This is a genomic window from Streptomyces sp. NPDC057280 (assembly GCF_042668605.1).
Taxonomy (GTDB): domain Bacteria; phylum Actinomycetota; class Actinomycetes; order Streptomycetales; family Streptomycetaceae; genus Streptomyces.
Genome location: NZ_JBHUYR010000009.1, coordinates 111,305 through 134,190 on the forward strand (window position 1 = coordinate 111,305; position 22,886 = coordinate 134,190).

Below are 22,886 nucleotides of genomic sequence, written 5' to 3' on the forward strand. Positions count from 1 at the left end.
CTCACGCCGTAGAGTTGCGCGCACGCCATCAACAAGATCGATCGATTACGAGGCCTTCACCGTGCGCCGACGCTCACTTCTCATTGCCGTACCCGCTGGAATGGCCACCCTCGCCGCGTGCGGTGACGAGGATTCCGACTCGAGCAAGGCGAGCGCGAGCGAGTCTCCCTCACCCTCGGCGTCGGAGACGTCCGCGGCGCCGGCGCCGAAGATCGTCGACGGTCCGCTGCCGGCGATCACGGCGGGGACCAAGTTCGGTGAGAAGCCGACGGTCGCCAAGGGCAGCGGTGATCCGTCCGACCAGGTCGCGGTGAAGACGGTGATCGCGGGAGGCGGCCAGTCGATCGCGGAGAACGACTACATCCAGGCGAACTACCTGGGGCAGATCTGGGACACGGCGAAGGTCTTCGACAACTCCTACGACCGCAAGACGCCGCTGGTGATCCAACTCGCCCAGGGCGCGATCATCGACAGCTGGCGCTATGGGCTGGCGGGCAAGAAGGTCGGCAGCCGGGTGCTGATGTCCACGGCGCCGACGTGGGGGTACGGCAAGGGGGGCAACTCGCAGGCGGGCATCAAGGGCACCGACACGCTGGTCTTCGTGGTCGACATCGAGGGCACGTTCAACGCCAAGAGCTCGGCCAAGGGCAAGACGGTCGCCCAGGACGACAGCAAGCTGCCGAAGGTGAGCGCCAACACGGACGGCAAGGCGCCGACGATCGACGTGCCGAAGGCGGACGCGCCGACCAAGCTGGTCGCGGAGTACGTGATCGAGGGCGACGGTGACGAGGTCAAGGCGGAGAACACCGTGCTCGTCCAGTACAAGGGCGTGCTGTGGGACACCGGCAAGGAGTTCGACTCGACGTACAGCCGCAAGGCGCTGACGTCGTTCTCGTTGCAGCAGGTCGTCAAGGGGTGGGCGCAGGGGCTGACCGGCAAGAAGGTCGGCAGTCGCGTCCTGATCGTGATCCCGCCGAAGCTGGGCTACGGCGACAACCCGCCCGCCGGCAGTGGCATCTCGAAGGACTCGACGCTGGTCTTCACCGTGGACATCCTCGCGAAGATGTGAGCCGTGCCAGGGTGTAAGACTGTCCCTGTTGCCTTTCCGTGAACAAGCAGGAGCTAGTGACGTGAGCATCGACAAGCCCGAGATCGACTTCCCGGGCGGCGAGCCCCCGGCGGACCTCGAGATCAAGGACATCTGGGAGGGCGACGGCGAGGTCGCGCAGGCCGGTCAGAACGTGACCGTGCACTACGTGGGTGTCGCCTTCAGCACCGGCGAGGAGTTCGACGCCAGCTGGAACCGCGGTACGCCGTTCAAGTTCCCGCTCGGTGGCGGCCGCGTCATCAAGGGCTGGGACCAGGGCGTGCAGGGCATGAAGGTCGGTGGCCGTCGCCAGCTGACCATCCCGGCGCACCTCGCCTACGGCAACCAGAGCCCGACCCCGGCGATCAAGCCGGGCGAGACGCTGATCTTCGTGGTCGACCTGATCGCCGTCTGATCGTCCCGTCTGACGTGTGATCGTCACACGATCGGTCTCGATCAGCTGGGGCCCATGCCTGCCCGGGCATGGGCCCTCGGCTTTTGCCACGCCACCGCGGGGCGGTACGGTCAACGTCATTACGCACCATAGGGAGGCGAAGGGCGTCGATGGCCATTGCCAAGGCCGAGCGGCTGATGAACCTGGCGCTGTGTCTGCTGGGGACCCGCAGGCCGCTCAGCAAGCGTGAGCTGCGTGAGTCCATCGAGGCCTACCTCGAGGCCAACAGCGACGACTCCTTCAACCGCATGTTCGAGCGCGACAAGGACGACCTGCGCGAACTCGGGCTCGTCATCGAGACGGTGGAGAACCTCGACGGCGAAGTCGGCTATCTCGCCCGCCGGGACAGCAACCGCCTGCCGCCGATCACGCTCGACGCCGAGGAGGCCGCCGCCCTGGGCCTGGCCGCCAAGGTGTGGCAGCAGGCCCGCCTCGCGGGCGCGGCCAGCGGCGCCCTGCAGAAGCTGCGCGCGGCCGGACTGCCGGAGGACGTCGACCCGTACGAGGCGCACGGCGCCCTGGAGCCCCGTATCCCGGTGCACGAGGCGGCGTTCGAGCCGCTGATGCTGGCCTGCCGGGACCGTCGCCCGGTCGTCTTCGACTACCGCAAGGCCACCGCCGCCCACCCCGAGACCCGGCATGTGGAGCCGTGGGCGCTGGAGTGCTGGCGCGGCCACTGGTATCTGGCGGGCTGGGACCGCGACCGGGGTGCCGAGCGGGTTTTCCGGCTGTCGCGGATCACCGGCAAGGTGCGCTCGCGCGGCAGCAGCTTCACCGCGCCGGTGCCCGATGTCGTCACCGTCCGGGAGACCGTCGCGAGCTGGGCAGGGGAGACCGCGGACCGCAGCGCGCTGATCAGGCTGCGCGCGGGCGCCGGTTACCCCTTGCGGGCGAAGGCCACCGCGGTGCGGGAACTCGGGGACGGCTGGGACGAGTTGGAGATCCCGTACGGCCACGGGCTGGACGCCTGGCTGGTGGAGTTCGGTCCGGACGTGGTGGTCCTGGAGCCGGCCGAGCTGCGGGCCGATGTGGTGGACCGGCTGCGTGCCGTGGCCAAGGGCTGAGGGGGAGCGGGAAACAACTGTGGCAGGCAAACCGGTCAGGCCCGTCAACGCCATCGACCAGACCCGGCGGATGCTGTCCCTGGTGACGTATCTCAAGGAGCGGCCCGGCGCCCGCGTCGAGGACGTCGCCCGGGCCTTCGGCATCACCGAGGACGAGCTGGTCTCCGACCTCGACGTGCTGCCCATGTGCGGCACCAGCTTCCGCGGCGGTGACCTCCTGGACATCGACACCGACGGCGAGCGCATCTGGTGGCACAACCCGGCCGCCCTCGGCGAGGAGACCGCCGAGCCGCTCCGGCTCGCCGCCGACGAGGCCACCGCGCTGCTGGTCGCCGCCCGCGCGGTGTCCACGCTGCCGGGTCTGCGCGAGAGTGACCGGCAGGCGCTGCTGCGGGCGACGGCCAAGGTGGAGGCCGCCGCCGGCGAGCAGGCCGGCGCGAGCTCCCGGCTGTCGGTGACCTTCGAATCGGAGGGCGGTGTCTTCGCCGACGTCGACCGGGCGATCTCCGAGCGGCGCCGGCTGTGGATCCGCTACTACTCGCCCGCCCGTGACGAGCTCAGCGAGCGCGAGATCGACCCGATCCGCCTGGTCAGCGTCGGCCACACCTATGTCGAGGCCTGGTGCCGCCGCTCCGAGGCGCGCCGCACCTTCCGGCTCGACCGGGTCGCCGAGATCAAGATCCTCGACGAGCCGTCCGCGCCGCCCGAGATCGAGCTGCGGGACCTGTCCGAGGCGCTGGTCCAGCCCGCCGCCGAGGACCCGGAGGTCGTCGTCGAGGTCGGACCCGGCGGCCGCTGGGTCGCCGAGTACTACCCGCACGACAGTGCGGATGAGCTTCCGGACGGCGGGCTGCGTATTACCCTGCGCACCCCCGACCCGGCCTCACTGCGCCGGCTGGCGCTGCGACTCGGCCGGGACGGCCGCATCGTCTCGCCGAGCGGGCTGGCCGACAGCGCCCGGCAGGCGGCTCGCGAGGCGCTGGCGGCGTACGACGGGGTCGAGGTGCAAGGCGACGAGCGGTACGACAGGCAGGAGCAGGGGCTTTGAGCGAGTCGGCTACCTCCGGTGCGGTGACCTCGGGGACCTCTGGAGCAGGCGTCTCCGGCGCTACGGGTGCGGCGGGGATGTCCGTGGCGGCCGCCTTCGCCGGGATGAGAAGCGTCTCCCCGATGGTGTTCCGGGCCGGCTGCCCGGACTGCCGGGGCCGCTTCGAGCTCACCGCCGGCGCCCTGCGGCTGGCCATCGGAGCCACCAGCAAGAGCACGTTCTACTCCTTCACCTGCCCGGACTGCGGGGTCTCCGTGCGCAAGCCGGCCGGGGAGCGGATCGTGGAGCTGCTCACCGGCGGCGGGGTCAGGACACTGCGCCTGCACTCGACCCTCTAGGGTCTGCTTATGTTCTGGTCGATGTTCGCTGTGGCTGTGGGCTTCCTGGGAATCGCCGTCCTCGGCGTGCTCGCCGTGCGTGTGTTCCTGGAGGCGCAGCGGCTGGGACGGCAGGTCTCCGACTCCGCGCAGCGCATCAGCAGGGCCGCGGCGGATCTGGAGCGGGCCGCCGAGAGCACCGCGCGCTCCGTGGACGCGCTGTGAGTCCCGCTGTGCTCTGGGTGTGAGTCCTGCGCCGCAAGCGTTTTGGGTCACTTCGCCCTGTCACCTTGACGGCATGGGCAGGTACGCTGCTGGTCGCGGACCGGAGAACGAGGCCCGGATCGCGGACCGGGAGTACGCACGGGGATTGCCTCACGTTTACCCCTGAGCGTTACGATCGCTGACAACACGATCGTTCGGACACCTGTCCGACCGGTCGTACAGCACCCCACTCCAGCCGCCTCGGTGAGAAGGTAAAGACTTATGTTCGGAAGGCTCGGCGCCCCCGAGATCATTCTCATCCTCGTCGTCATCATCCTGCTGTTCGGCGCGAAGAAGCTTCCCGACATGGCGCGCTCGCTCGGCAAGTCCGCCCGCATCCTCAAGAGCGAGGCGAAGGCGATGAAGGACGAGGGCAAGACCCCCGCCCCGGCCGACCCGCCGCAGCAGGCCGACGACCAGGCCCCGTCGCAGCGCATCATCCAGGCCGCTCCCGGTGACGTGACCAGCTCCCGCCCGGTCACCGAGCCGACGGACACGACCAAGCGCTGACGCAGGGCCGGTGACCTCCGGCCCGCCGCACGAGATGGGAACGTGGGTTGCTGAAGTCTGCCCGCAAAGAGGAGAAGGATCCCGAGGGGCGGATGCCCCTTGCGGATCACCTTCGTGAGCTTCGCAACCGGCTCGCGAAGGCGCTGCTGGCCATCGTCATCGTCACGATCGTCGCCGCCTTCTTCTACAACGACATCATCAACTTCCTGACGAGGCCGATCCTGGACTCGATCGGTTGCGACCAGAGCTTCGCGGAACTCGCCAAGGCGGGCGCTTCCGACGACTCCTCCGTGAAGTGCGCCCGGATCACCATCAACGGTCTGCTGGCGCCCTTCAATCTGGCTCTTCAGGTTTCGTTGATGGCCGGTGTCGTGGTCGCCTCGCCGATCTGGTTGTACCAGCTCTGGGCGTTCGTCGCCCCGGGCCTGCACAGGCACGAGAAGAAGTACGCCTACGCCTTCGTCTTCACCGGTGCCCCGCTGTTCATCGGCGGCGCCTACTTCGCGTACGCGGTGCTTCCCACCACCGCGAAGGTGCTGATCGACTTCACCCCCAACGGCAGCATCGACAACTTCCTGCCGCTCGACGACCTGCTCCAGCTCGTCACCCGGATGGTGATCGTCTTCGGTCTCTCCTTCGAGCTGCCCCTGCTGCTGGTCTTCCTCAACCTCACGGGGATCATCACCGGCAAGCGGATGCTCGGCTGGTGGCGCGGAATGATCATGGGCATCACCGTGTTCGCGGCCGTCGCGACGCCGAGCACGGACCCCCTGAGCATGCTCGCGCTGGCCGGCCCCATCTGGGTGCTGTACTTCGGAGCCACGATGTTCTCCCTGCTCAACGACAAGCGCCGGCGCCGCCGCGAGGCCGAGGGCCCCGCCGACGACGAGGCCTCCGACCTGGACCTCACCCCCGAGGACATCGGCGAGGTCGAGACGGTCTCCGCCAGCCGGGCGCTGCCCGAGCAGTCGACCACGGAGCGGGTCAACGGTTATGACGACGTGACCTGAAGATCGGGAAGCGGCTCGTAGGGTCAGTGACGTGACCAGCGAGATCACCCTCTTCGTCAACCCCACCGCGGGTCGCGGCCGGGGCGCCCACGCGGCGCAGCCGGCCGCTTCCGCGTTGCGGGCGGCCGGTTTCTCCGTGCGTACGGTGCTCGGGGAGAACGCCGGGGACGCCCTCGCCCGCGCGCGTGCCGCCGTCGCGGACGGCACCGGCGCCCTCATCGCCGTCGGCGGCGACGGCATGGCACACCTCGCGCTCCAGGCCGTCGCCGGCACCCGCACCCCGCTCGGCCTGGTCGCCGTGGGCACCGGCAACGACCTCGCCCGCGCCCTGGGCCTGCCGGTCCGGGACCCGGCCGCCGCCGGACGGCGGATCGCGGACGCCCTCAAGAACGGCGAGCTGCGCGACATCGACCTCGGGCAGGTGGGCGACCGCTGGTTCGGCACCGTCCTCGCCTCCGGCTTCGACTCCCGCGTCAACGACCGCGGAAACCGCATGCGATGGCCCACGGGCCGCTTCAAGTACGACCTCGCGTTGATCGCCGAACTGGCCGCGTTCAAGCCCTTCCCCTACCGGATCAGGCTCGACGACGGCGAGGTCCGCGAGATCGAGGCGACCCTGGTGGCGGTCGGCAACGGATCGTCGTACGGCGGCGGCATGCGGATCTGTCCCGGCGCCGATCTCACCGACGGCCTGTTCGACATCACCGTGGTCGGCGACTGCAGCCGGGCCACGCTGCTCAGGGTGTTCCCGAGCGTGTACCGGGGCACCCACGCCGACCATCCCGAGGTCACCGTGCACCGGGCGGCGAAGGTCGAGATCAGCGCGGCGGGGATCACCGGGTACGCGGACGGGGAGCCGCTCGGGCCGCTGCCGCTGACCGCGCGCTGCGTGCCGGGCGCGGTGCGGGTCGCGGGGCTCTGAAGTGCACGGACCCGGGGTTTGACAAGACGGGATCCGGATAATGATCGTCCTGTTGTCAGTGGGGCCCGGTACGCTCGAAAGCACGATGACAGAGGACCTCTCACCGGCCGAGCGGTATGCGGCTGCCCGTCTGCGGGCTGCCGAGCAGGCCACCGCGCTCGCGGGCTTCCGCGAGATGTACGACTTCGGCCTCGACCCCTTCCAGATCGAGGCCTGCCGGGCGCTCGAGGCGGGGAAGGGCGTGCTGGTGGCCGCCCCCACCGGCTCCGGCAAGACGATCGTCGGCGAGTTCGCCGTCCACCTCGCCCTGCAGCAGGGCAAGAAGTGCTTCTACACGACACCCATCAAGGCGCTGTCGAACCAGAAGTACGCCGACCTGTGCCGTCGCTACGGCGCCGACAAGGTCGGTCTGCTCACCGGCGACAACAGCGTCAACTCCGAGGCCCCGGTGGTCGTGATGACCACCGAGGTGCTGCGGAACATGCTGTACGCGGGCTCCCAGACCCTCCTCGGCCTGGGGTACGTGGTCATGGACGAGGTGCACTACCTCTCCGACCGCTTCCGCGGCGCCGTATGGGAAGAGGTGATCATCCACCTCCCCGAGTCGGTGACGCTGGTCTCGCTGTCGGCGACCGTGTCCAACGCCGAGGAGTTCGGCGACTGGCTCGACACCGTCCGCGGCGACACCGAGGTGATCGTCTCCGAGCACCGGCCCGTGCCCCTGTTCCAGCACGTGCTCGCCGGACGGCGGATGTACGACCTGTTCGAGGAGGGCGAGGGCCACAAGAAGGCCGTCAACCCCGACCTCACGCGGCTGGCCCGCATGGAGGCCCAGCGGCCCTCGTACCAGGACCGCAGACGCGGCCGGGCGATGCGCGAGGCCGACCGGGAGCGGGAACGCAGACAGCGCTCGCGCGTGTGGACGCCGGGCCGGCCCGAGGTCATCGAGCGGCTCGACGCCGAAGGGCTGCTGCCCGCCATCACGTTCATCTTCAGCCGCGCGGCCTGCGAAGCGGCCGTACAGCAGTGCCTGTACGCCGGCCTCCGGCTCAACGACGACGAGGCGCGGGCCAAGGTCCGCGACCTGGTCGAGGAGCGCACCGCCTCCATCCCGCACGAGGACCTGCACGTCCTCGGGTACTACGAGTGGCTGGAAGGCCTCGAGCGCGGCATCGCGGCCCACCACGCGGGCATGCTGCCGACGTTCAAGGAGGTCGTCGAGGAACTCTTCGTACGCGGCCTGGTCAAGGCAGTGTTCGCGACCGAGACCCTCGCCCTGGGCATCAACATGCCCGCCCGGTCGGTGGTGTTGGAGAAGCTCGTCAAGTGGAACGGCGAGCAGCACGCCGACATCACCCCCGGCGAGTACACCCAGTTGACGGGGCGTGCGGGGCGCCGGGGTATCGACGTCGAGGGCCATGCCGTCGTGCTGTGGCAGCGCGGCATGAGCCCCGACCACCTCGCCGGACTCGCCGGCACGCGCACGTATCCGCTGCGGTCCAGCTTCAAGCCGTCGTACAACATGGCGGTCAACCTGGTCGAGCAGTTCGGGCGGCACCGGTCCAGGGAACTGCTGGAGACGTCGTTCGCGCAGTTCCAGGCCGACAAGTCGGTCGTGGGCATCTCGCGTCAGGTGCAGCGCAACGAGGAGGGTCTCGAGGGCTACAAGGAGTCCATGACCTGCCACCTCGGCGACTTCGAGGAGTACGCGCGCCTGCGGCGCGAACTGAAGGACCGCGAGACCGAGTTGGCCCGGCAGGGCGCCAACCAGCGGCGCGCCGAGGCCGCCACGGCGCTCGAGAAGCTCAAGCCGGGCGACGTCATCCATGTCCCGACCGGCAAGTACGCCGGTCTGGCCCTGGTGTTGGACCCGGGGCTGCCCGCCGGACGGTCCAACGGGCACCGGGGCTTCGAGCAGCATGACGGGCCCCGGCCGCTGGTGCTGACCGCCGAGCGGCAGGTCAAGCGGCTGGCGTCGATGGACTTCCCCGTCCCGGTCGAGGCGTTGGACCGGATGCGGATCCCCAAGTCCTTCAACCCGCGCTCGCCGCAGTCCCGTCGGGACCTGGCCTCCGCCCTGCGGACCAAGGCCGGGCACATTCCGCCGGAACGGGCCCGAAAGAAGCGGGCGCAGGCCGCCGACGACCGTGAGATCGCGCGGCTGCGGACCGCGATCCGGGCGCACCCGTGCCACGGGTGCGACGACCGGGAGGACCACGCGCGGTGGGCCGAGCGGTATCACCGGCTGCTGCGGGACACCTCGCAGCTGGAGCGGCGCATCGAGGGGCGTACGAACACGATCGCGCGGACCTTCGACCGCATCGTCGCGCTGCTGACCGAGCTGGACTATCTGCGGGCCGACGAGGTCACCGAGCACGGGAAGCGGCTGGCGCGGCTCTACGGCGAGCTCGATCTGCTGGCCAGTGAATGTCTGCGGGCCGGGGTCTGGGAGGGGCTTGCCCCTGCCGAGCTCGCTGCCTGTGTCTCGGCGTTGGTGTACGAGGCGCGGGTCGGTGACGACGCCATGGCGCCGAAGGTGCCGTCCGGCAAGGCGAAGGCCGCGCTGGGGGAGATGGTGCGGATCTGGGGGCGGCTGGATGCCCTCGAGGAGGACTTCCGGATCACGCAGACCGAGGGTGTCGGGCAGCGTGAGCCGGATCTCGGGTTCGCCTGGGCCGCGTACATGTGGGCCAGTGGGAAGGGGCTCGACGAGGTGCTTCGGGAGGCTGAGATGCCGGCCGGGGACTTTGTGCGGTGGTGCAAGCAGGTGATCGATGTGCTGGGGCAGATCTCGGCTGCGGCGCCGGCGAGGGAGGGGTCTTCTGTGGCCAAGGCTGCGCGGAAGGCGGTCGATCAGTTGTTGCGGGGGGTTGTGGCCTACTCGTCGGTGGGGTGACGGATTGCTTCGCGGGTGCGGGTGGAGTGTGGCTGGTCGCGCAGTTCCCCGCGCCCCTAAGGGCGTTGTCCTTCCCGGCGATTCAGATAGGAACGCCAGCCTTGGAACGCTGTGATGTCCTCGGCTTCCTGCAATGCACTCGGTTCGCAGAGGAAGCCTGGGACCCGGCTTCCGTCCGACAGTTCCACGCTGCCCAGCGTCATTGGGCGGGGGAGCGTCGACAGTAGGCGGCCCAGGCCCTCTGCCGGGAGGCGCCAGATCTCTGTCTCGATCGGCACGCCTTCCTCGCCGACGTGGACCAAGCCGGGCTTCGGCGGGGTCGTGCGCAGGGCATAGAGGTGATAGGCCGCGGCCGTCGTGGTCGTACGTTCCAAGCGGGCCCCCAGTGACAGGAGTTGGGGGTTCAAGGGCTGGCCCGACAGGTGGGCTCCCACCACCGCCAGCCTCGTCTCCGGCTGGAGCAGGCCCGCCAGCCGCGCCAGGCGTGCGTCCGTGAACGCCGGGCCGATCAGCATCACGCCGAACGGGAGGCCGTTCACCTCGCCTGCCGGTGCCGCCACCGCGGCCAGGTCGAAGAGGTTGGTGGAGTTGGTGAAGCGGCCCAGGCGGGCGTTGCCGGACAGGGGGTCCGCGGCCACCTCCGCGAGGGTCGGGTGGCCCGGGGTCGTGGGGAGCAGCAGGGCGTCCGCGTCGGAGAGTTCGGTCAGGGCGCGGGTGCGCAGGGCCGCCAGGCGGTCCATGTCGGCGTAGAGCCGGTGGGCCGGGATGTCGCGGGCGCGGGTGATGATGCCGGCGACGGTCGGGTCGAGGCCCTTGCCTCCCTCCGCGAGCAACTTGTCGACAAAGCTCCCCACTGCCGTGTAGCGCTCGGCCACGAACGCGCCCTCGTAGAGCATCGCGGCCGCCTCGGTGAACGGGGTCAGGTCGAGGGTGCGGATCTTCGCGCCGGCGGCCGAGAGCTGGGCGACGGCCGCCTCGTAGGCCTCCGCCCAGCCCTCGTCCAGTTCGCCGAGCTGGTCGAGGGGCGGGACGGCGATCCGCCAGGGGCCCGGTGCCCGGCCGGGGAGGGCGGGGGGTGTGCCTGTCGTCATGTGGGCGAGCGCCTGTTCCGCCTCCGGGAGGGTGCGGGCGAAGACCGTCACGCAGTCCAGGGAGGCGCAGGCCGGGACCACCCCGGTCGTCGGGACCAGGCCCCGGGTGGGTTTGAGGCCGACGATGCCGTTGAAGGCGGCCGGTACCCGGCCCGACCCGGCCGTGTCGGTGCCCAGGGCGAAGTCGACCAGGCCGAGGGCCACTGCGACGGCCGAGCCCGAGCTGGAGCCGCCGCTGATGCGGGACGGGTCGTGGGCGCCCCGGACGGCGCCGTACGGGGAGCGGGTGCCGACCAGGCCGGTCGCGAACTGGTCCAGGTTCGTGGTGCCGAGGACGATGGCGCCGGCCGCGCGCAGGCGGGCCACGACGGGAGCGTCCTCGTCCGGGTGGTAGGCGTACGCCGGGCAGCCCGCGGTCGTCGGCAGGCCCGCCACGTCGATGTTGCCCTTCGCGGCGAACAGGCGGCCGGCGAGGGGAAGGTACTCGCCGGTGCCCACGCGGGTGTCCAGGGCGCGGGCCTCGGCCTCGACCTCCGTCTGCGGGCGCAGGTCGATCCAGATCTCGGGGCGGTCCACGGCCTCGATGCGGGCGTAGGCGGCGCGGACGCGGGTGAGGGCGTCGGTCATGCGGTTCCTCGTTTCAAGTTCGCGGGCCCTGGGACCGGCAGGCAGCTTTCACTTCGCGGGGCCGAGGACCAGCAGCGCCGTCCCCGCCTCCACCTGGTCGCCCGGTCTGGCCAGGATCTCCGACACCACGCCGTCGGCCGGTGCGTGCACCCTGGACTCCATCTTCATCGCCTCCAGCGCGAGGAGCGGCTGTCCGGCCGTCACCTCGTCGCCGGGTGAGACGTTCAACTGCCATACGGAGGCGGCGAATTCGGCCTCGACCAGGCGTCCGCCCGCGGGGACCGTGACCGCCGCCGGGGGAGCCGGCGGTGCGGCCGCGGCCTCCGCCCTGGTGAACTCGCCCGCCGCCTCCCACGCGTCCCGTTCCGCGGCGAACGCCGCCTGCTGCCGGGTCCTGAACTCCGTTATGGAATCGGCGTTGTCGGAGAGGAAGGCCTGGTAGTCGGCGAGGGAGAAGGTGCCCTCCTCGATGCGCGGCACGAAGCGTCCGGAGGTGATGTCCGCCCGCAGGTCGAGGAGTTCGTCCGCGTCGACCGGGTACCACTTGATCCGGTCGAAGAAGCGCAGCAGCCAGGGAGAGCCCGGCTCGAACACGCCGCGCTGCTGCCAGCCCGACCAGACCTGGGTCGTACGGCCCACGAACTGGTAGCCGCCGGGGCCTTCCATGCCGTAGATGCAGAGGTAGGCGCCGCCGATGCCGACCGAGTTCTCCGCAGTCCAGGTGCGGGCCGGGTTGTACTTGGTCGTCACCAGGCGGTGGCGGGGGTCCAGGGGCGTGGCGACCGGGGCGCCCAAGTAGACGTCTCCCAGGCCCAGTACGAGGTACTCCGCGTCGAAGACCGTGCGGTAGACGTCGGTCACCGAGTCCAGGCCGTTGACGCGGCGGATGAACTCGATGTTCCACGGGCACCAGGGCGCGTCGTCGCGTACGCCCGCCATGTAGCGGGCGATCGCCTCCCGGGTCGCCGGGTCGTCCCAGGACAGGGGGAGGTGGACGGTGCGGGAGGGGACGACGAGCTGGTCCGTCGGGGGGAGCGCGTCGACGATCTCCCGTACCGTGGCGAGGAGTTCGTGCTGGGGCAGGCGCCGCGGGTCCGTCTGGATCTGGAGCGAGCGGATGCCCGGGGTGAGGTCGGTGACCCCGTCCAGCACCGCCTCGGCCACCGCTTCCATCAGGGCGTGGACGCGCATGCGCAGCGCCAGGTCCAGCTGCATCGGCCCGAACTCGACGAGCAGGTTGTCGTCGCCGCTGCGGCGGTACGTCACGTCGCCGTCGCGGGCGAGGATGCCGCCGTCCACGATCTCCGGGCGGGGTGAGCCGTCCACGTCCACCGGTACGAAGCGGACCGTGTCGCCCGGTCGCAGCTGGCCCAGCTTCCAGCGCTCGGCGCTGAGGACCGTCGCCGGGCACACGAAGCCGCCCAGCGAGGGGCCGTCCGGGCCGAGCAGCACCGGCATGTCGCCGGTGTAGTCGACGGCGCCGACCGAGTACGGGGTGTCGTGGATGTTGGACGGGTGCAGGCCCGCCTCGCCGCCGTCGGTGCGGGCCCAGCGGGGCTTGGGGCCGACGAGCCGGACGCCGGTGCGCGCCGAGTTGAAGTGCACCTTCCAGTCGGCGGCGTAGAAGTCGCGGATGTCGTCCTCGGTGAAGAACTCCGGTGCCGCGTGCGGGCCTTCGACGGCGGCGATGTGCCAGGTAGAGCCGTACGACGGCGGGTCGGTGACCGGCGTTCCGGGGGTCTCGCCGCCGCCGTGCAGGACGTCGCCGGTGCGCAGCGCCCTGCCGCCGTGTCCGCCGAAGCGGCCCAGCGTGAAGGTGCTCGCGCTGCCGAGGAACGCGGGCACGTCGAGGCCGCCGGCGAACAGGACGTAGGTGCGCAGGCCGTGCTCGGTGGGCGCGCCCACGGCCAGCAGCGACCCGGCGGGTATCGTCACCGGCTCCCACTGCGGGACCGGCACGCCGTCCACGGTGACCTCGGCCGGGGCGCCCGTGACGCACACCGTCGTCGGGTGGGTGAACCTCAACGACGGTCCCTGGAGGGTGCATTCGAGGCCGGGCGCGCCTTCGTGGTTGCCCAGCGCCTGGTTGCCGAGCCGGAAGGCGCGGTCGTCCATCGGGCCGCACGGGGGCACGCCGACCTGCCAGTAGCCGGTGCGGCCGGGCCAGTCCTGCACGGTGGTGAGGGTGCCGCCGGAGACGACCTCGATACGCGGGGTGGGGTCGGTGACGGTCGCCAGGGTCGCCGTGGAGTGCGTCGCCCGGGTGAAGCGCGGGTCGGCGAGGGCGGCGCGGACCAGGCCCAGGTTGGTCTCGATGCCGTCGACGCGGGTGCGGGCCAGCGCCTCGTCGAGGCGGCGCAGGGCGTGGGCGCGGTCGGAGCCGTACGCGATGACCTTCGCGAGCATCGGGTCGTACGACGTCGTCACCTCGGTGCCCGTCTCCACCCAGCCGTCGACGCGGACGCCGGGAGGGAACTCGACCCGCGTCAACAGGCCCGCGCTGGGCCGGTGTTCGCGGGAGGGGTCCTCGGCGTAGACGCGGGCCTCGACGGCGTGGCCGCGCGGTGGGCCGGGGTCGCGGACGACGTCCGTCTCGCCGCCGGCCAGCCGCAGCATCCAGGCGACCAGGTCGACGCCGTAGATCTCCTCGGTGACCGGATGTTCCACCTGGAGGCGGGTGTTGACCTCCAGGAAGTAGGCCTCCTCGCGGGCGGCGTCGTAGACGAACTCGACGGTTCCGGCGGAGCGGTAGCCGACGGAGGCGCACAGGTCGCGTGCGCTGGAGGCGAGTTGCTCGCGCACGTGGGCGGGGAGGCCCGGAGCCGGGGCTTCCTCGAGGACCTTCTGGTTGCGGCGTTGCAGGGAGCAGTCGCGGTCGCCGAAGGTGACGACCCGGCCCTCGCCGTCGCCGAAGACCTGGACCTCGACGTGGCGGGCGTGCTCGACGAGGCGTTCCAGGAAGACGCCCGCGGAGGAGAAGGAGGCGGCGGCGACGCGCTGCACGCGGTCCCAGGCGTCGGTCAGTTCGTCGGCGGATCGACATGCCGACATACCGATACCGCCACCACCGCCGGTCGCCTTGAGCATGACCGGGTAGCCGATCGCCGACGCGCGCGCGAGGGCCTCGTCCAGCGAGGCCAGCAGGCCGGTCCCCGGTGCCAGCGGCACCCCCGCCGCCTCGGCCGCCGCCCGCGCCGTGTGCTTGGCGCCGAACAGCTCCAGCTGCTCCGGCGTCGGGCCGACGAAGACGATCCCGGCCTCCTCGCAGCGCCGCGCGAAGTCGGCGTCCTCCGACAGGAAGCCGTACCCGGGGTGGATGGCGCCCGCGCCGGTGTCCTTCGCCGCCTTCAGGACCAGGTCCGCGTCGAGGTACGACTCCTTCGCGGGCGCGGGCCCCAGCCGTACGGCCGTGTCGGCGAGCCGGACGTGGGGTGCCGAGCGGTCGGGGTCGGAGTACACGGCGACCGTGCGCAGGCCCAGTTCACGTGCCGTGCGGATGATCCGTACCGCGATCTCACCGCGGTTCGCGACGAGCAGCGTGTCGAAGCTCATCCGGCGGCCCCGATCGTCATCTTTACCGCCGTCGGCTCGAAGCCGTTGCAAGGGTTGTTGATCTGCGGGCAGTTGGAGACCAGGACGAGGACGTCGCGCTCGGCGCGCAGGGTCAGGGAGAGACCCGGTGCCGAGATGCCGTCCACGATGCCGAGCGTGCCGTCCTTCTCGACCGGGACGTTCATGTACCAGTTGATGTTGGAGACCAGGTCGCGCTTGCCGAGGCCGTAACGGGCGCCCTCGGCGAGGAAGTTGTCCACGCACGCGTGCTGCGACCAGGTGTGGTGGCCGTAGCGGAGGGTGTTGGACTCCTTGGAGCAGGCGCCGCCGACCGTGTCGTGGCGGCCGACGTCGTCGGCGACGACCGTCATCAGCGGCGTGTGCTCGTTGGACATCAGCACGCTGCCGGTGGTGAGGAAGATGCCGCCCTGGGCGTGGACGGTGTCGGGCGCGCTGTAGCGGACGGACGTGTCGTGGGCGTCGTAGACGAGGAAGTCGACGGCCTGGTTGCCGTGCAGGTCGGTGATGGTGAGCGTCTCACCGGCCCGTACGACGGACGACCAGGCGGCGCGGGCGGGCACGACGGCCGTCACGGGAACGAGGGCCTTCGCGGGAACCACGGACGTCATGCGAGCCCCCTGGCGGTGAGGAATTCGGCGGTGTTGAGGAAGGCGCGGCGGCCCTCGGGGGTGGCGTCCCACAGGGGGTCGCCGGGCGCGGTCGGCGCGGCCCGCCAGGCGAGGACCTCCAGCGGGGTGCTGACGTAGTCGGGGCGCGGGTCGGCCGGGTGCGGGACGTTGGCGATCAGCACGGTGACGTCCTGCTCGGTCCGCAGGGTGACGCTGCCGCCGGCACCGGCCGAACCGGTGAAGTCCAGGGCGCCGTCCTCGCGGACCTCCACGCCCTGGAAGAAGGAGAGCGACGGGGGCAGATCGCGGGGTTCGAGGCCGTTCTTGGCCGCCGCCAGCTTGAACAGCTCGCGTCCGGCGGGGGAGGGGGACTGGGGGGTGCCGTCGCCGTAGCGCCGTGTGTTGCGTACGAGGGTGGAGGTGCCGCACAGCGCGTCATGCCGGCCCGAGCTGTCGGCGACCACGGTCGCGAGGACGCGGCCCTGGTCGGACAGGAGCAGCTGGCCTTCGCCGAGGTAGGCGTTCCACTGCACCTTCACGGTGTCGGCGACGTTCAGCCGCTCCCAGGGGCGGTCCGCCGCGTACAGCAGGAGGTGGGCGCAGGCGTCGCCGCGCAGATCGGTCAGGCGCAGCTCGGTGCCGCGGGCGAGCACCCGGTGGGTGTAGTTGCCGCCCGCGACCGTCTCGGCCCACACCAGATGGCCCGCCTCGCAAGGGGGCTCGGGCCAGTCGGCGGCCGGCACCACCGGCATGGCCTCGGTGCGCGTGCCCTCCTGGGCGCGGGCGTGATCGCGCGCTCCGTACGTGGTCGCTGTCGCCATCGCGGGACCTCCGGCTCCGGGAAACTTCATGAGGGGCTTCGAACGGGGGTATTTCTGTCGTGCGACAGAAATTAGGCGCGGGTCGGGTCACGGGGGTTGCCCGGGTGTTGCGGGCCGGTTACCGAGGGCTCACCTCGGTGGCCCCTCCGGCGTGTGGATCACCGGGTGGCGGCCTGTGCGAGGATCGAACGCATGGGAACGACAGGTGGGCGACGGGTCGGCAGGCCGCGGGCCGCGCAGCGGGCGGACAGCGGGATGGAGCCGCGTGCCGAACTCCTCGCCGCGGCCGCCGAGTTGTTCACCACCCGCGGCTACGCGGCGACCACCACGCGGGCGGTCGCCGAGCGCGCGGGCATGCGTCAGGCCTCCATGTACCACTACGTCTCCGGCAAGGAGGAGCTGCTCGCCCAGCTCCTGGAGTCCACGGTCACCCCGTCCCTCGGCTACGCCCGTGAACTCCTCGCCGACGACGCGACACCGGCCGCGGACCGGCTCTGGGAGCTGTGCCGCGCCGACGTGGAACTGCTGTGCGGCGGCCCGCACAACCTCGGCGGCCTGTACCTGCTGCCCGAGGTGCGCGCCGAGCGGTTCGCCGGGTTCCGAGCCGTGCGCGCCGAACTCAAGGACGCCTACCGGCAGCTGCTCGCCGCGACCGAGGCCGGCAGCGCGCTCGCCAAGAGCGAGCTCGACCTGCGCACCGACCTCGTCTTCGGGCTGATCGAGGGGGTCATCCTCGTCCACCGCTCCGACCCCGAACGCCCGGTGTCGGTGTTCGCGGAGGCGACGGCCGACGCGGCGCTGCGTATCGCCGGAGTCTGAACCGCCGTATCGGAAGCGGGCCTTCACCCGTCACGGTGAGTGGCTTTCGCACGCCCGTACGTCGTGACGCACCGTGTGCGAACGGCGGCTCAGCGTGTAAATGGGGACGAGGGTACTCCTGTCGCGGGGGCGTTTTCAGGTGCTTGCTGAATATGACACGGCGATGATCCGGTCGGACTAAGCTCGCCCGCAGCGCACCGAGTTGAGATGTATTCGGGCGCTTGTTCCCTAAATATGCGCCTCCCAGCCGATATGTTTCAGAGGGCCTACATGGTGAGTGTTCAATCCCCACCCGGACGCCGTGAACTTCCCTACGCGCGCGTGCTGTTGCTGCCCGCGATACTGATGGCCGCGGCGACCGGAGCCGCAGCCGCCGCCGTGTCGGAGCCCGCCCGTACGGCCGTCGGCTGGTGCGGCGGCGTCGCCATGCTCCTGGTGCTCGCGGTGGCGGCCGAAGCGGTACGTCGCGGCCGGGCCCTGCGTGACCTGCGCGCCGAACACGCCCGTCACACTGCGTATCTGGAACGCCGGGTCGCCGCCCACGAGGCCGAGCTCGTCCGCTTCGCCAAGGAGATCGTGCCCAACGCGATCCACCGGTTGCGATCCGGAAATTCCCCCGGTGAGGTGATTCGCCGCATCGGCGACATCGACCCCTCCTACCGCGAACTCCCCGAGTCGCAGGTGAAGGTGCTCAAGACGGTCCTCGACATCATCGACAGCGAGGAAGCCCTGCGCGACTCCGCACAGCGCAACTTCGTCAGCATCGCCCGCCGCGTCCAGGCCATCGTCCACCAGCAGAACAACGAACTGCGGGAGATGGAGGAGGATCACGGCCGCAACCCCGAGGTCTTCGACGACCTCCTGCGCATCGACCACGGCACCGCGCTGATCGGCCGCCTCGCCGACTCCATCTCCGTGCTCGGCGGCGGCCGCCCCGGCCGCCAGTGGCCCGACCCCGTCCCGCTGTACAGCGTGCTGCGCGGCGGCATGTCCCGCATCCTCGAGTACCGCCGCATCAAGCTGGACTCCATCGCCCAGGTCAACATCCGCGGCATCTCCGTCGAACCGGTCATCCACGCCGTCGCGGAACTCATGGACAACGCCACCCGCTACTCGCCGCCGCAGACCAAGGTCCACGTCACCGCGACCGAGGTGCAGACCGGCGTCGCCGTCGAGATCGAGGACGCCGGCGTCAGCTTCAGCGAGGAGGCCCGCAACAAGGCCGAGGGCATGCTGGAGCGGGCCAAGGCCGGCGTCGACCTCCAGGACCTCGGCGACACCCCGCGCCTCGGCCTCGCCGTCGTAGGACGTCTGTGCACACAGTTCAACATGCAGGTCTCGCTGCGCAGTTCGGCGTACGGCGGGGTCCGCGCCGTGCTCATCGTGCCGCGCGAGATGATGACCGAGGAGCCCGCTCCCGGACTCGCCCACGGCATCGGCGCCGGTGCCGTGCCGAAGACCGAAGGTGCGCTCGAAGGTCCCAAGCGCGCACCCAAGAGGCGCCGCCCCACCAGCCCCCGTATCCCGGCCACCGTGTCCATGACGGACGAGGTCCCCGAGGTGACCGAATGGACCGCGGGCGGGCTGCCGCAGCGCCGCAGCCGGGTCAAGATCCCGCTCAGCCAGCGGCTCGCCGAACAGGCCGCCGCGGAGAAGGCCGAGCGGGAGGGCAAGCCGTCCATCTGGTCGACACCCGCCCCCGCCCCCGAGCCGGAGACGAAGGAACCCGAACCCGGCCTGTGGGTCGAGGCGTTCTGGAACGGACTCAAGGGCGACCCGGACCCGACCGCATTCACCCAGCAGACCACCGAGCCGGCCCGCATCGAGGCCGACGACGAGAGGGACCACACGTGATCCAGCAGCGCGCCAACTTCGACTGGATGCTCAAGGATCTCGCCGATGGCGTACCGGGCATCGAGATGATCGTGGTGCTCTCCGCCGACGGCCTGCGCATCGCCCGCCACGGCGGCGACCCGGACGCCGCCGACCGCGTCGCCGCGGCCTGCGCCGGGCTCCAGAGCCTGGCCGGTGCCGTCGCCCACGAGATCCCGGGCAGCGACGGCCGGATGAAGATGGTCCTCATCGAGATCAACGGCGGCTACTTCTATCTGATGGCCGCCGGCCCCAACGCCTACCTCGCCGTCCTGTCCGACGTGGTCGCCGAACCAGGACTGATGAGCAACAGAATGCGCGACCTGGTGGTCCGGATCGGGGCCCATCTCACCAGTCCGCCCAGGCGCAACGGCCAGACCGTATGACTCCTCCGCAACGCCAGCGGCGACACCCCAGCCCCGAACTCGTCGAACCGGTCCCCAAGCCCGAGGGGGAGGGCGGCGGAAAGCGCCCGCCCGAACGCCTCTACGTGGTCGCGGGACCGGACGGCGAACGCGCCGACCTCGACCTCGTCACCTTAATCGTGGCGCGCGCCGACCCACCGCCCTCCGCGACGCCCGAGCAGACGGCGATGCTCCGGCTCACCACGGCCCCCCTGTCGGTGGCCGAGCTCTCGGCCTATCTCAACCTGCCGTTCAGCGTGGTGACCGTGCTGCTCACCGAGATGCTGGCGGCCGAACTGGTGCAGGCGCGCGCCCCGATCGTCCGGCAGGCGCTCCCCGACCGTTCCCTTCTCGAAGCGGTGATGCATGGACTTCAAAGGCTCTGACACCATCCCCGGACCACGCACAGAGGATCATCTGCCGCACACGGCCCAGGCCGCGGTGAAGATCGTGATCGTGGGCGGCTTCGGAGTCGGCAAGACGACGATGGTCGGCTCGGTCAGCGAGATCAGGCCGCTGACCACCGAGGAGACCATGACGCAGGCCGGTATCGGCGTCGACGACAACTTCGGCTCCGACACCAAGACCGCCACCACCGTCGCCATGGACTTCGGCCGGATCAGCATCACCGACCAGCTCGTGCTGTACCTGTTCGGCACCCCGGGCCAGGAACGCTTCTGGTTCCTGTGGAACGGCCTGTTCGAAGGCGCGCTCGGCGCGGTGGTGCTCGTCGACACCCGCCGACTGGAGGTCAGCTTCGACGTCATAGGGCGGCTGGAGGAGCGCGGCGTGCCCTTCGTCGTCGCCGTCAACAGCTTCCCGGACGGGCCGCGTTACCCCGTCGAGGACCTGCGCAGCGCCCTCGACCTGGCCCCGGAGATCCCCATCGTGGAGTGCGACGCACGCCGCCGGGCGTCCAGCCGCGACGTGCTGATGACCCTGATGCGTTTCCTGCACTCGCTCGCCATGACGGGCGCGCTCACCTGACGCCCGGCCCCTGACGGGCGCCGCCCCCCGACCTCAACCCCCTTGCAACCGGATCCATTTCGGAGCGACCACAGTGACGCCTGAACCCCACTCCCTGACCGGTGCCGGCTCCCTCGCCGGCCCACCCCCCGGCTGCCCCGCCCACGGCCGCGGCCCCGGGGGGCTGCGCCGGCTCTACGGCCCCGACGCGGAGGACCTCGAAGGGCTCTACGAGCAACTCCGCGAGGAACACGGCCCGGTGGCGCCCGTGCTGCTCCACGACGACGTCCCCATGTGGATCGTCCTCGGCCACGCCGAGAACCTCCATCTGGTCGGCACGCCCTCGCACTTCTGCCGCGACAGCCGCATCTGGACCCCGCAGATCGAGGGCATGGTCAAGCCCGACCACCCGATGATGCCGCACATCGCCTGGGCGCCCATCTGCTCCTACGCCGAGGGCGACGAGCATCTGCGGCTGCGCGGCGCGGTCACCGGCGCCATGTCGACCATCGACTACCGCGCCATCCGCCGTCACATCAACCGGCACACCCAGCGCCTGGTCAACGAGTTCTGCGAGACCGGCCGGGCCGACCTGATGAGCCAGTTCGCCGAGCATCTGCCGATGGCCATCCTCTGCGAGATCCTCGGCATGCCGGACGAGTACAACGACCGGCTCGTCCAGGCCACCCGCGACCTCCTCAAGGGCACCGAGACCGCCAACGCCAGCCAGGGGTACGTCATGGGCGTCCTCCAGCGGCTCGCCGAACGCCGCCGCAAGGAGCCCGAGGAGGACTTCGCCAGCCACCTCGTCCTGCACCCGGCGAAACTCACCGACGACGAGGTCACCACCCACCTCTGGCTCGTCCTCATGGCCGCCTACGAGGCCACGGTCAACCTCATCGGCAACGTCATCCGCATGGTTCTCACCGACCCCGGCTTCCGCGCCCGGCTCAACGGCGGTCAGATGACGGTCCCGCAGGCGGTCGAGCAGTCCCTGTGGGACGAGCCGCCGTTCAGCACCGTCTTCGCCTACTACGCCAAGCAGGACACCGAGTTGGGCGGCCAGCGCATCCGCAAGGGCGACGGCCTGCTGTTCGGTATCGCGCCGGGCAACGTCGACCCCCGGGTACGACCCGACCTCAACGCCAACATGCAGGGCAACCGCTCCCACCTCGCCTTCGGCGGCGGCCCGCACGAGTGCCCCGGTCAGGACATCGCCCGTGGCATCGCCGACACCGGTGTCGACGCGCTGCTCATGCGACTTCCGGACGTCCAACTCAACTGCGATGAGGACGAGTTGGAGTGGCGGCAGTCGATCTCCTCACGGCATCTGGTGGAGCTGCCCGTCCGGTTCGAGCCCAAGCCGCAGCAGGACATCATGGAGAAGCCGGGCCACGCGCCGGTGCCGCAGCAGCGGCCGGCGTGGCAGCTCGGCACGGAACCGTCGGAGCCGGCCGCCCCGGCGACGCCGGTGGCGGCGGAGCCCCAGCCGGCCGCGCCCACGGCACCGCCGCCGCCCCTGCCCACGCCCGGGCCCGCGCGTCCGATGGGCGCCTGGCGGCGGTTCCTGCGGTGGTGGCGGGGTTACTGACCGGCCCAGGCGGCGTGGGAGGACCAGGCCTGCAGCGTCGCGGCGCTGCGGAACCGGTGCTCCACCCCTGTGACCGGATCGGTGAACTCCAGTGAGCGCGCCAGCAGTTGCAGCGGTCGCCGGAAGTCACCGGCCGGCACCGCGTCGGCCACCACCGGGTACAGCGGATCGCCGAGGATGGGCAGACCCAGGGCGTTCATGTGGACGCGCAGCTGATGGGTCTGCCCGGTGGCCGGCAGCAGCCGGTACCAACCCAACTCGCCTCGGTGGTCGATGAGTTCGACCCGGCTGACCGCGTTGGGCTCGCCCGCCACCTCATAGGCGGCCAGCACCCCGCGTTCCTTCACGATCCGGCTGCGCACGGTCCGGGGAAGGGGGAGCGCGGGATCGTACGGCGCGACCGCCTCGTACTCCTTGCGGACCCGCCGCTCGGCGAACAGGGTCTGGTAGGCGCCCCGTTCCCCGGGACGCACCGTGAACAGCACGAGGCCGGCGGTGAGCCGGTCGAGCCGGTGCGCGGCACCGAGCGTCGGGATGCCCAGCTCCCGGCGCAGCCGGGCGAGCGCGGTCTCGGCGACATGGCTGCCGCGCGGGGTGGTGGCCAGGAAGTGCGGCTTGTCGGCGACGACGATGTGCTCGTCCCGGTGGACGACCGTCAGGGGGAACGGCACGACCGGCTCGTCCGGCAGCTCCCGGTGGAACCACACGTACATGCCGGGGACGTACTCCGCGTCGGGCGGTACGGCCCGGCCCTCCGCGTCGACGACCTGCCCCGCCGCGAACATCCCGTCCACGACCCCGGCCTCCGCCCCGCTGAGCCGCTCCACGAGGTGCTCGCGGACCGTGGTCCACGGCCCCTCGGGGGGCAGCCGCACGCGCACCGGGTCCACCCCCTCGCGCTGGGGGAGGGGAGAGGGCGGAATCCGGTTCTTGCGTCTCATC

General features: G+C 71.0%; 21 protein-coding genes. 16 read left to right on the forward strand and 5 right to left on the reverse strand.

Going from position 1 to position 22,886, the window contains the following annotated elements:
• The first annotated feature begins 61 nt into the window (after positions 1-61).
• The 10 genes from ACFUO4_RS36715 (at position 62) to ACFUO4_RS36760 (ending at position 9,572) form a co-directional block, all read left to right on the forward strand.
• Complete coding sequence (locus tag ACFUO4_RS36715) at positions 62-1,069, forward strand: FKBP-type peptidyl-prolyl cis-trans isomerase (RefSeq protein ID WP_383493081.1); 1,008 nt, start codon at positions 62-64, stop codon at positions 1,067-1,069.
• A gap of 61 nt (positions 1,070-1,130) precedes the next feature.
• A complete protein-coding gene (locus tag ACFUO4_RS36720) occupies positions 1,131-1,502 on the forward strand; it encodes an FKBP-type peptidyl-prolyl cis-trans isomerase (RefSeq protein WP_079311559.1) in 372 nt (123 codons plus the stop codon).
• 149 nt (positions 1,503-1,651) lie between these two features.
• Positions 1,652-2,605 (forward strand): YafY family protein, encoded by a 954-nt coding sequence (locus ACFUO4_RS36725; RefSeq protein WP_079311560.1) that lies wholly within the window; start codon positions 1,652-1,654, stop codon positions 2,603-2,605.
• A 19-nt stretch (positions 2,606-2,624) separates the two neighbouring features.
• Positions 2,625-3,653, forward strand: coding sequence for a YafY family protein (locus ACFUO4_RS36730; protein WP_079311561.1), 1,029 nt, complete (start codon positions 2,625-2,627; stop codon positions 3,651-3,653).
• 77 nt (positions 3,654-3,730) lie between these two features.
• On the forward strand, positions 3,731-3,991 hold the full coding sequence (locus ACFUO4_RS36735) for a hypothetical protein (RefSeq protein WP_383493411.1): 261 nt from the start codon (positions 3,731-3,733) through the stop codon (positions 3,989-3,991).
• 9 nt (positions 3,992-4,000) lie between these two features.
• Positions 4,001-4,195 carry a hypothetical protein gene (locus ACFUO4_RS36740; RefSeq protein WP_079311563.1) on the forward strand — a complete coding sequence of 65 codons (195 nt, stop codon included), beginning with the start codon at positions 4,001-4,003 and terminating at the stop codon, positions 4,193-4,195.
• Positions 4,196-4,456: 261 nt separating this feature from the next.
• A complete protein-coding gene (gene tatA / locus ACFUO4_RS36745; RefSeq protein WP_079311564.1) occupies positions 4,457-4,744 on the forward strand; it encodes a Sec-independent protein translocase subunit TatA in 288 nt (95 codons plus the stop codon).
• Positions 4,745-4,791: 47 nt separating this feature from the next.
• A complete protein-coding gene (gene tatC, locus ACFUO4_RS36750) occupies positions 4,792-5,754 on the forward strand; it encodes a twin-arginine translocase subunit TatC (RefSeq protein WP_383493087.1) in 963 nt (320 codons plus the stop codon).
• A gap of 31 nt (positions 5,755-5,785) precedes the next feature.
• Positions 5,786-6,676 carry a diacylglycerol kinase gene (locus ACFUO4_RS36755; RefSeq protein WP_383493090.1) on the forward strand — a complete coding sequence of 297 codons (891 nt, stop codon included), beginning with the start codon at positions 5,786-5,788 and terminating at the stop codon, positions 6,674-6,676.
• A 40-nt stretch (positions 6,677-6,716) separates the two neighbouring features.
• Positions 6,717-9,572, forward strand: a complete 2,856-nt coding sequence (locus tag ACFUO4_RS36760; RefSeq protein ID WP_383493093.1) for a DEAD/DEAH box helicase — start codon at positions 6,717-6,719, stop codon at positions 9,570-9,572.
• A gap of 56 nt (positions 9,573-9,628) precedes the next feature.
• Here ACFUO4_RS36760 and atzF read toward each other — a convergent pair whose 3' ends face one another.
• Genes atzF through ACFUO4_RS36780 form a run of 4 tightly spaced genes read right to left on the reverse strand, consistent with a single transcriptional unit; the run spans position 9,629 to position 16,292 of the window.
• Positions 9,629-11,290 carry an allophanate hydrolase gene (gene atzF / locus ACFUO4_RS36765; protein WP_383493096.1) on the reverse strand — a complete coding sequence of 554 codons (1,662 nt, stop codon included), beginning with the start codon at positions 11,288-11,290 and terminating at the stop codon, positions 9,629-9,631.
• A 48-nt stretch (positions 11,291-11,338) separates the two neighbouring features.
• Complete coding sequence (locus tag ACFUO4_RS36770) at positions 11,339-14,842, reverse strand: 5-oxoprolinase/urea amidolyase family protein (RefSeq protein ID WP_383493099.1); 3,504 nt, start codon at positions 14,840-14,842, stop codon at positions 11,339-11,341.
• Positions 14,839-15,471, reverse strand: a complete 633-nt coding sequence (locus ACFUO4_RS36775; RefSeq protein ID WP_383493102.1) for an urea amidolyase associated protein UAAP2 — start codon at positions 15,469-15,471, stop codon at positions 14,839-14,841. Before ACFUO4_RS36775 ends, ACFUO4_RS36770 begins: the two co-directional genes overlap by 4 nt.
• Positions 15,468-16,292: an urea amidolyase associated protein UAAP1 gene (locus ACFUO4_RS36780; protein WP_079311568.1), complete on the reverse strand. Its 825-nt coding sequence runs from the start codon at positions 16,290-16,292 to the stop codon at positions 15,468-15,470. Before ACFUO4_RS36780 ends, ACFUO4_RS36775 begins: the two co-directional genes overlap by 4 nt.
• A gap of 192 nt (positions 16,293-16,484) precedes the next feature.
• On the opposite strand from ACFUO4_RS36780, the gene ACFUO4_RS36785 reads away from it, so the two are divergent.
• From ACFUO4_RS36785 to ACFUO4_RS36810, 6 genes are all read left to right on the forward strand, one after another.
• Entirely contained in the window at positions 16,485-17,111 is a 627-nt protein-coding gene (locus ACFUO4_RS36785) for a TetR/AcrR family transcriptional regulator (protein ID WP_079311569.1), read from the forward strand.
• 270 nt (positions 17,112-17,381) lie between these two features.
• The gene (locus ACFUO4_RS36790) at positions 17,382-18,965 is read left to right on the forward strand and encodes a sensor histidine kinase (protein WP_383493106.1); all 1,584 of its coding nucleotides are present in this window, start codon (positions 17,382-17,384) and stop codon (positions 18,963-18,965) included.
• Positions 18,962-19,369: a roadblock/LC7 domain-containing protein gene (locus tag ACFUO4_RS36795; RefSeq protein ID WP_059196512.1), complete on the forward strand. Its 408-nt coding sequence runs from the start codon at positions 18,962-18,964 to the stop codon at positions 19,367-19,369. Before ACFUO4_RS36790 ends, ACFUO4_RS36795 begins: the two co-directional genes overlap by 4 nt.
• The gene (locus tag ACFUO4_RS36800; RefSeq protein WP_079311570.1) at positions 19,366-19,773 is read left to right on the forward strand and encodes a DUF742 domain-containing protein; all 408 of its coding nucleotides are present in this window, start codon (positions 19,366-19,368) and stop codon (positions 19,771-19,773) included. Before ACFUO4_RS36795 ends, ACFUO4_RS36800 begins: the two co-directional genes overlap by 4 nt.
• Positions 19,754-20,374 (forward strand): ATP/GTP-binding protein, encoded by a 621-nt coding sequence (locus ACFUO4_RS36805; protein WP_079311571.1) that lies wholly within the window; start codon positions 19,754-19,756, stop codon positions 20,372-20,374. Before ACFUO4_RS36800 ends, ACFUO4_RS36805 begins: the two co-directional genes overlap by 20 nt.
• A gap of 73 nt (positions 20,375-20,447) precedes the next feature.
• Positions 20,448-21,944 carry a cytochrome P450 gene (locus ACFUO4_RS36810; protein WP_383493111.1) on the forward strand — a complete coding sequence of 499 codons (1,497 nt, stop codon included), beginning with the start codon at positions 20,448-20,450 and terminating at the stop codon, positions 21,942-21,944.
• Here the strand turns inward: ACFUO4_RS36810 and ACFUO4_RS36815 are convergent.
• On the reverse strand, positions 21,938-22,885 hold the full coding sequence (locus ACFUO4_RS36815; RefSeq protein WP_383493114.1) for an RluA family pseudouridine synthase: 948 nt from the start codon (positions 22,883-22,885) through the stop codon (positions 21,938-21,940). The two genes, ACFUO4_RS36810 and ACFUO4_RS36815, sit on opposite strands and share 7 nt — an antisense overlap.
• Position 22,886: the final 1 nt, after the last annotated feature.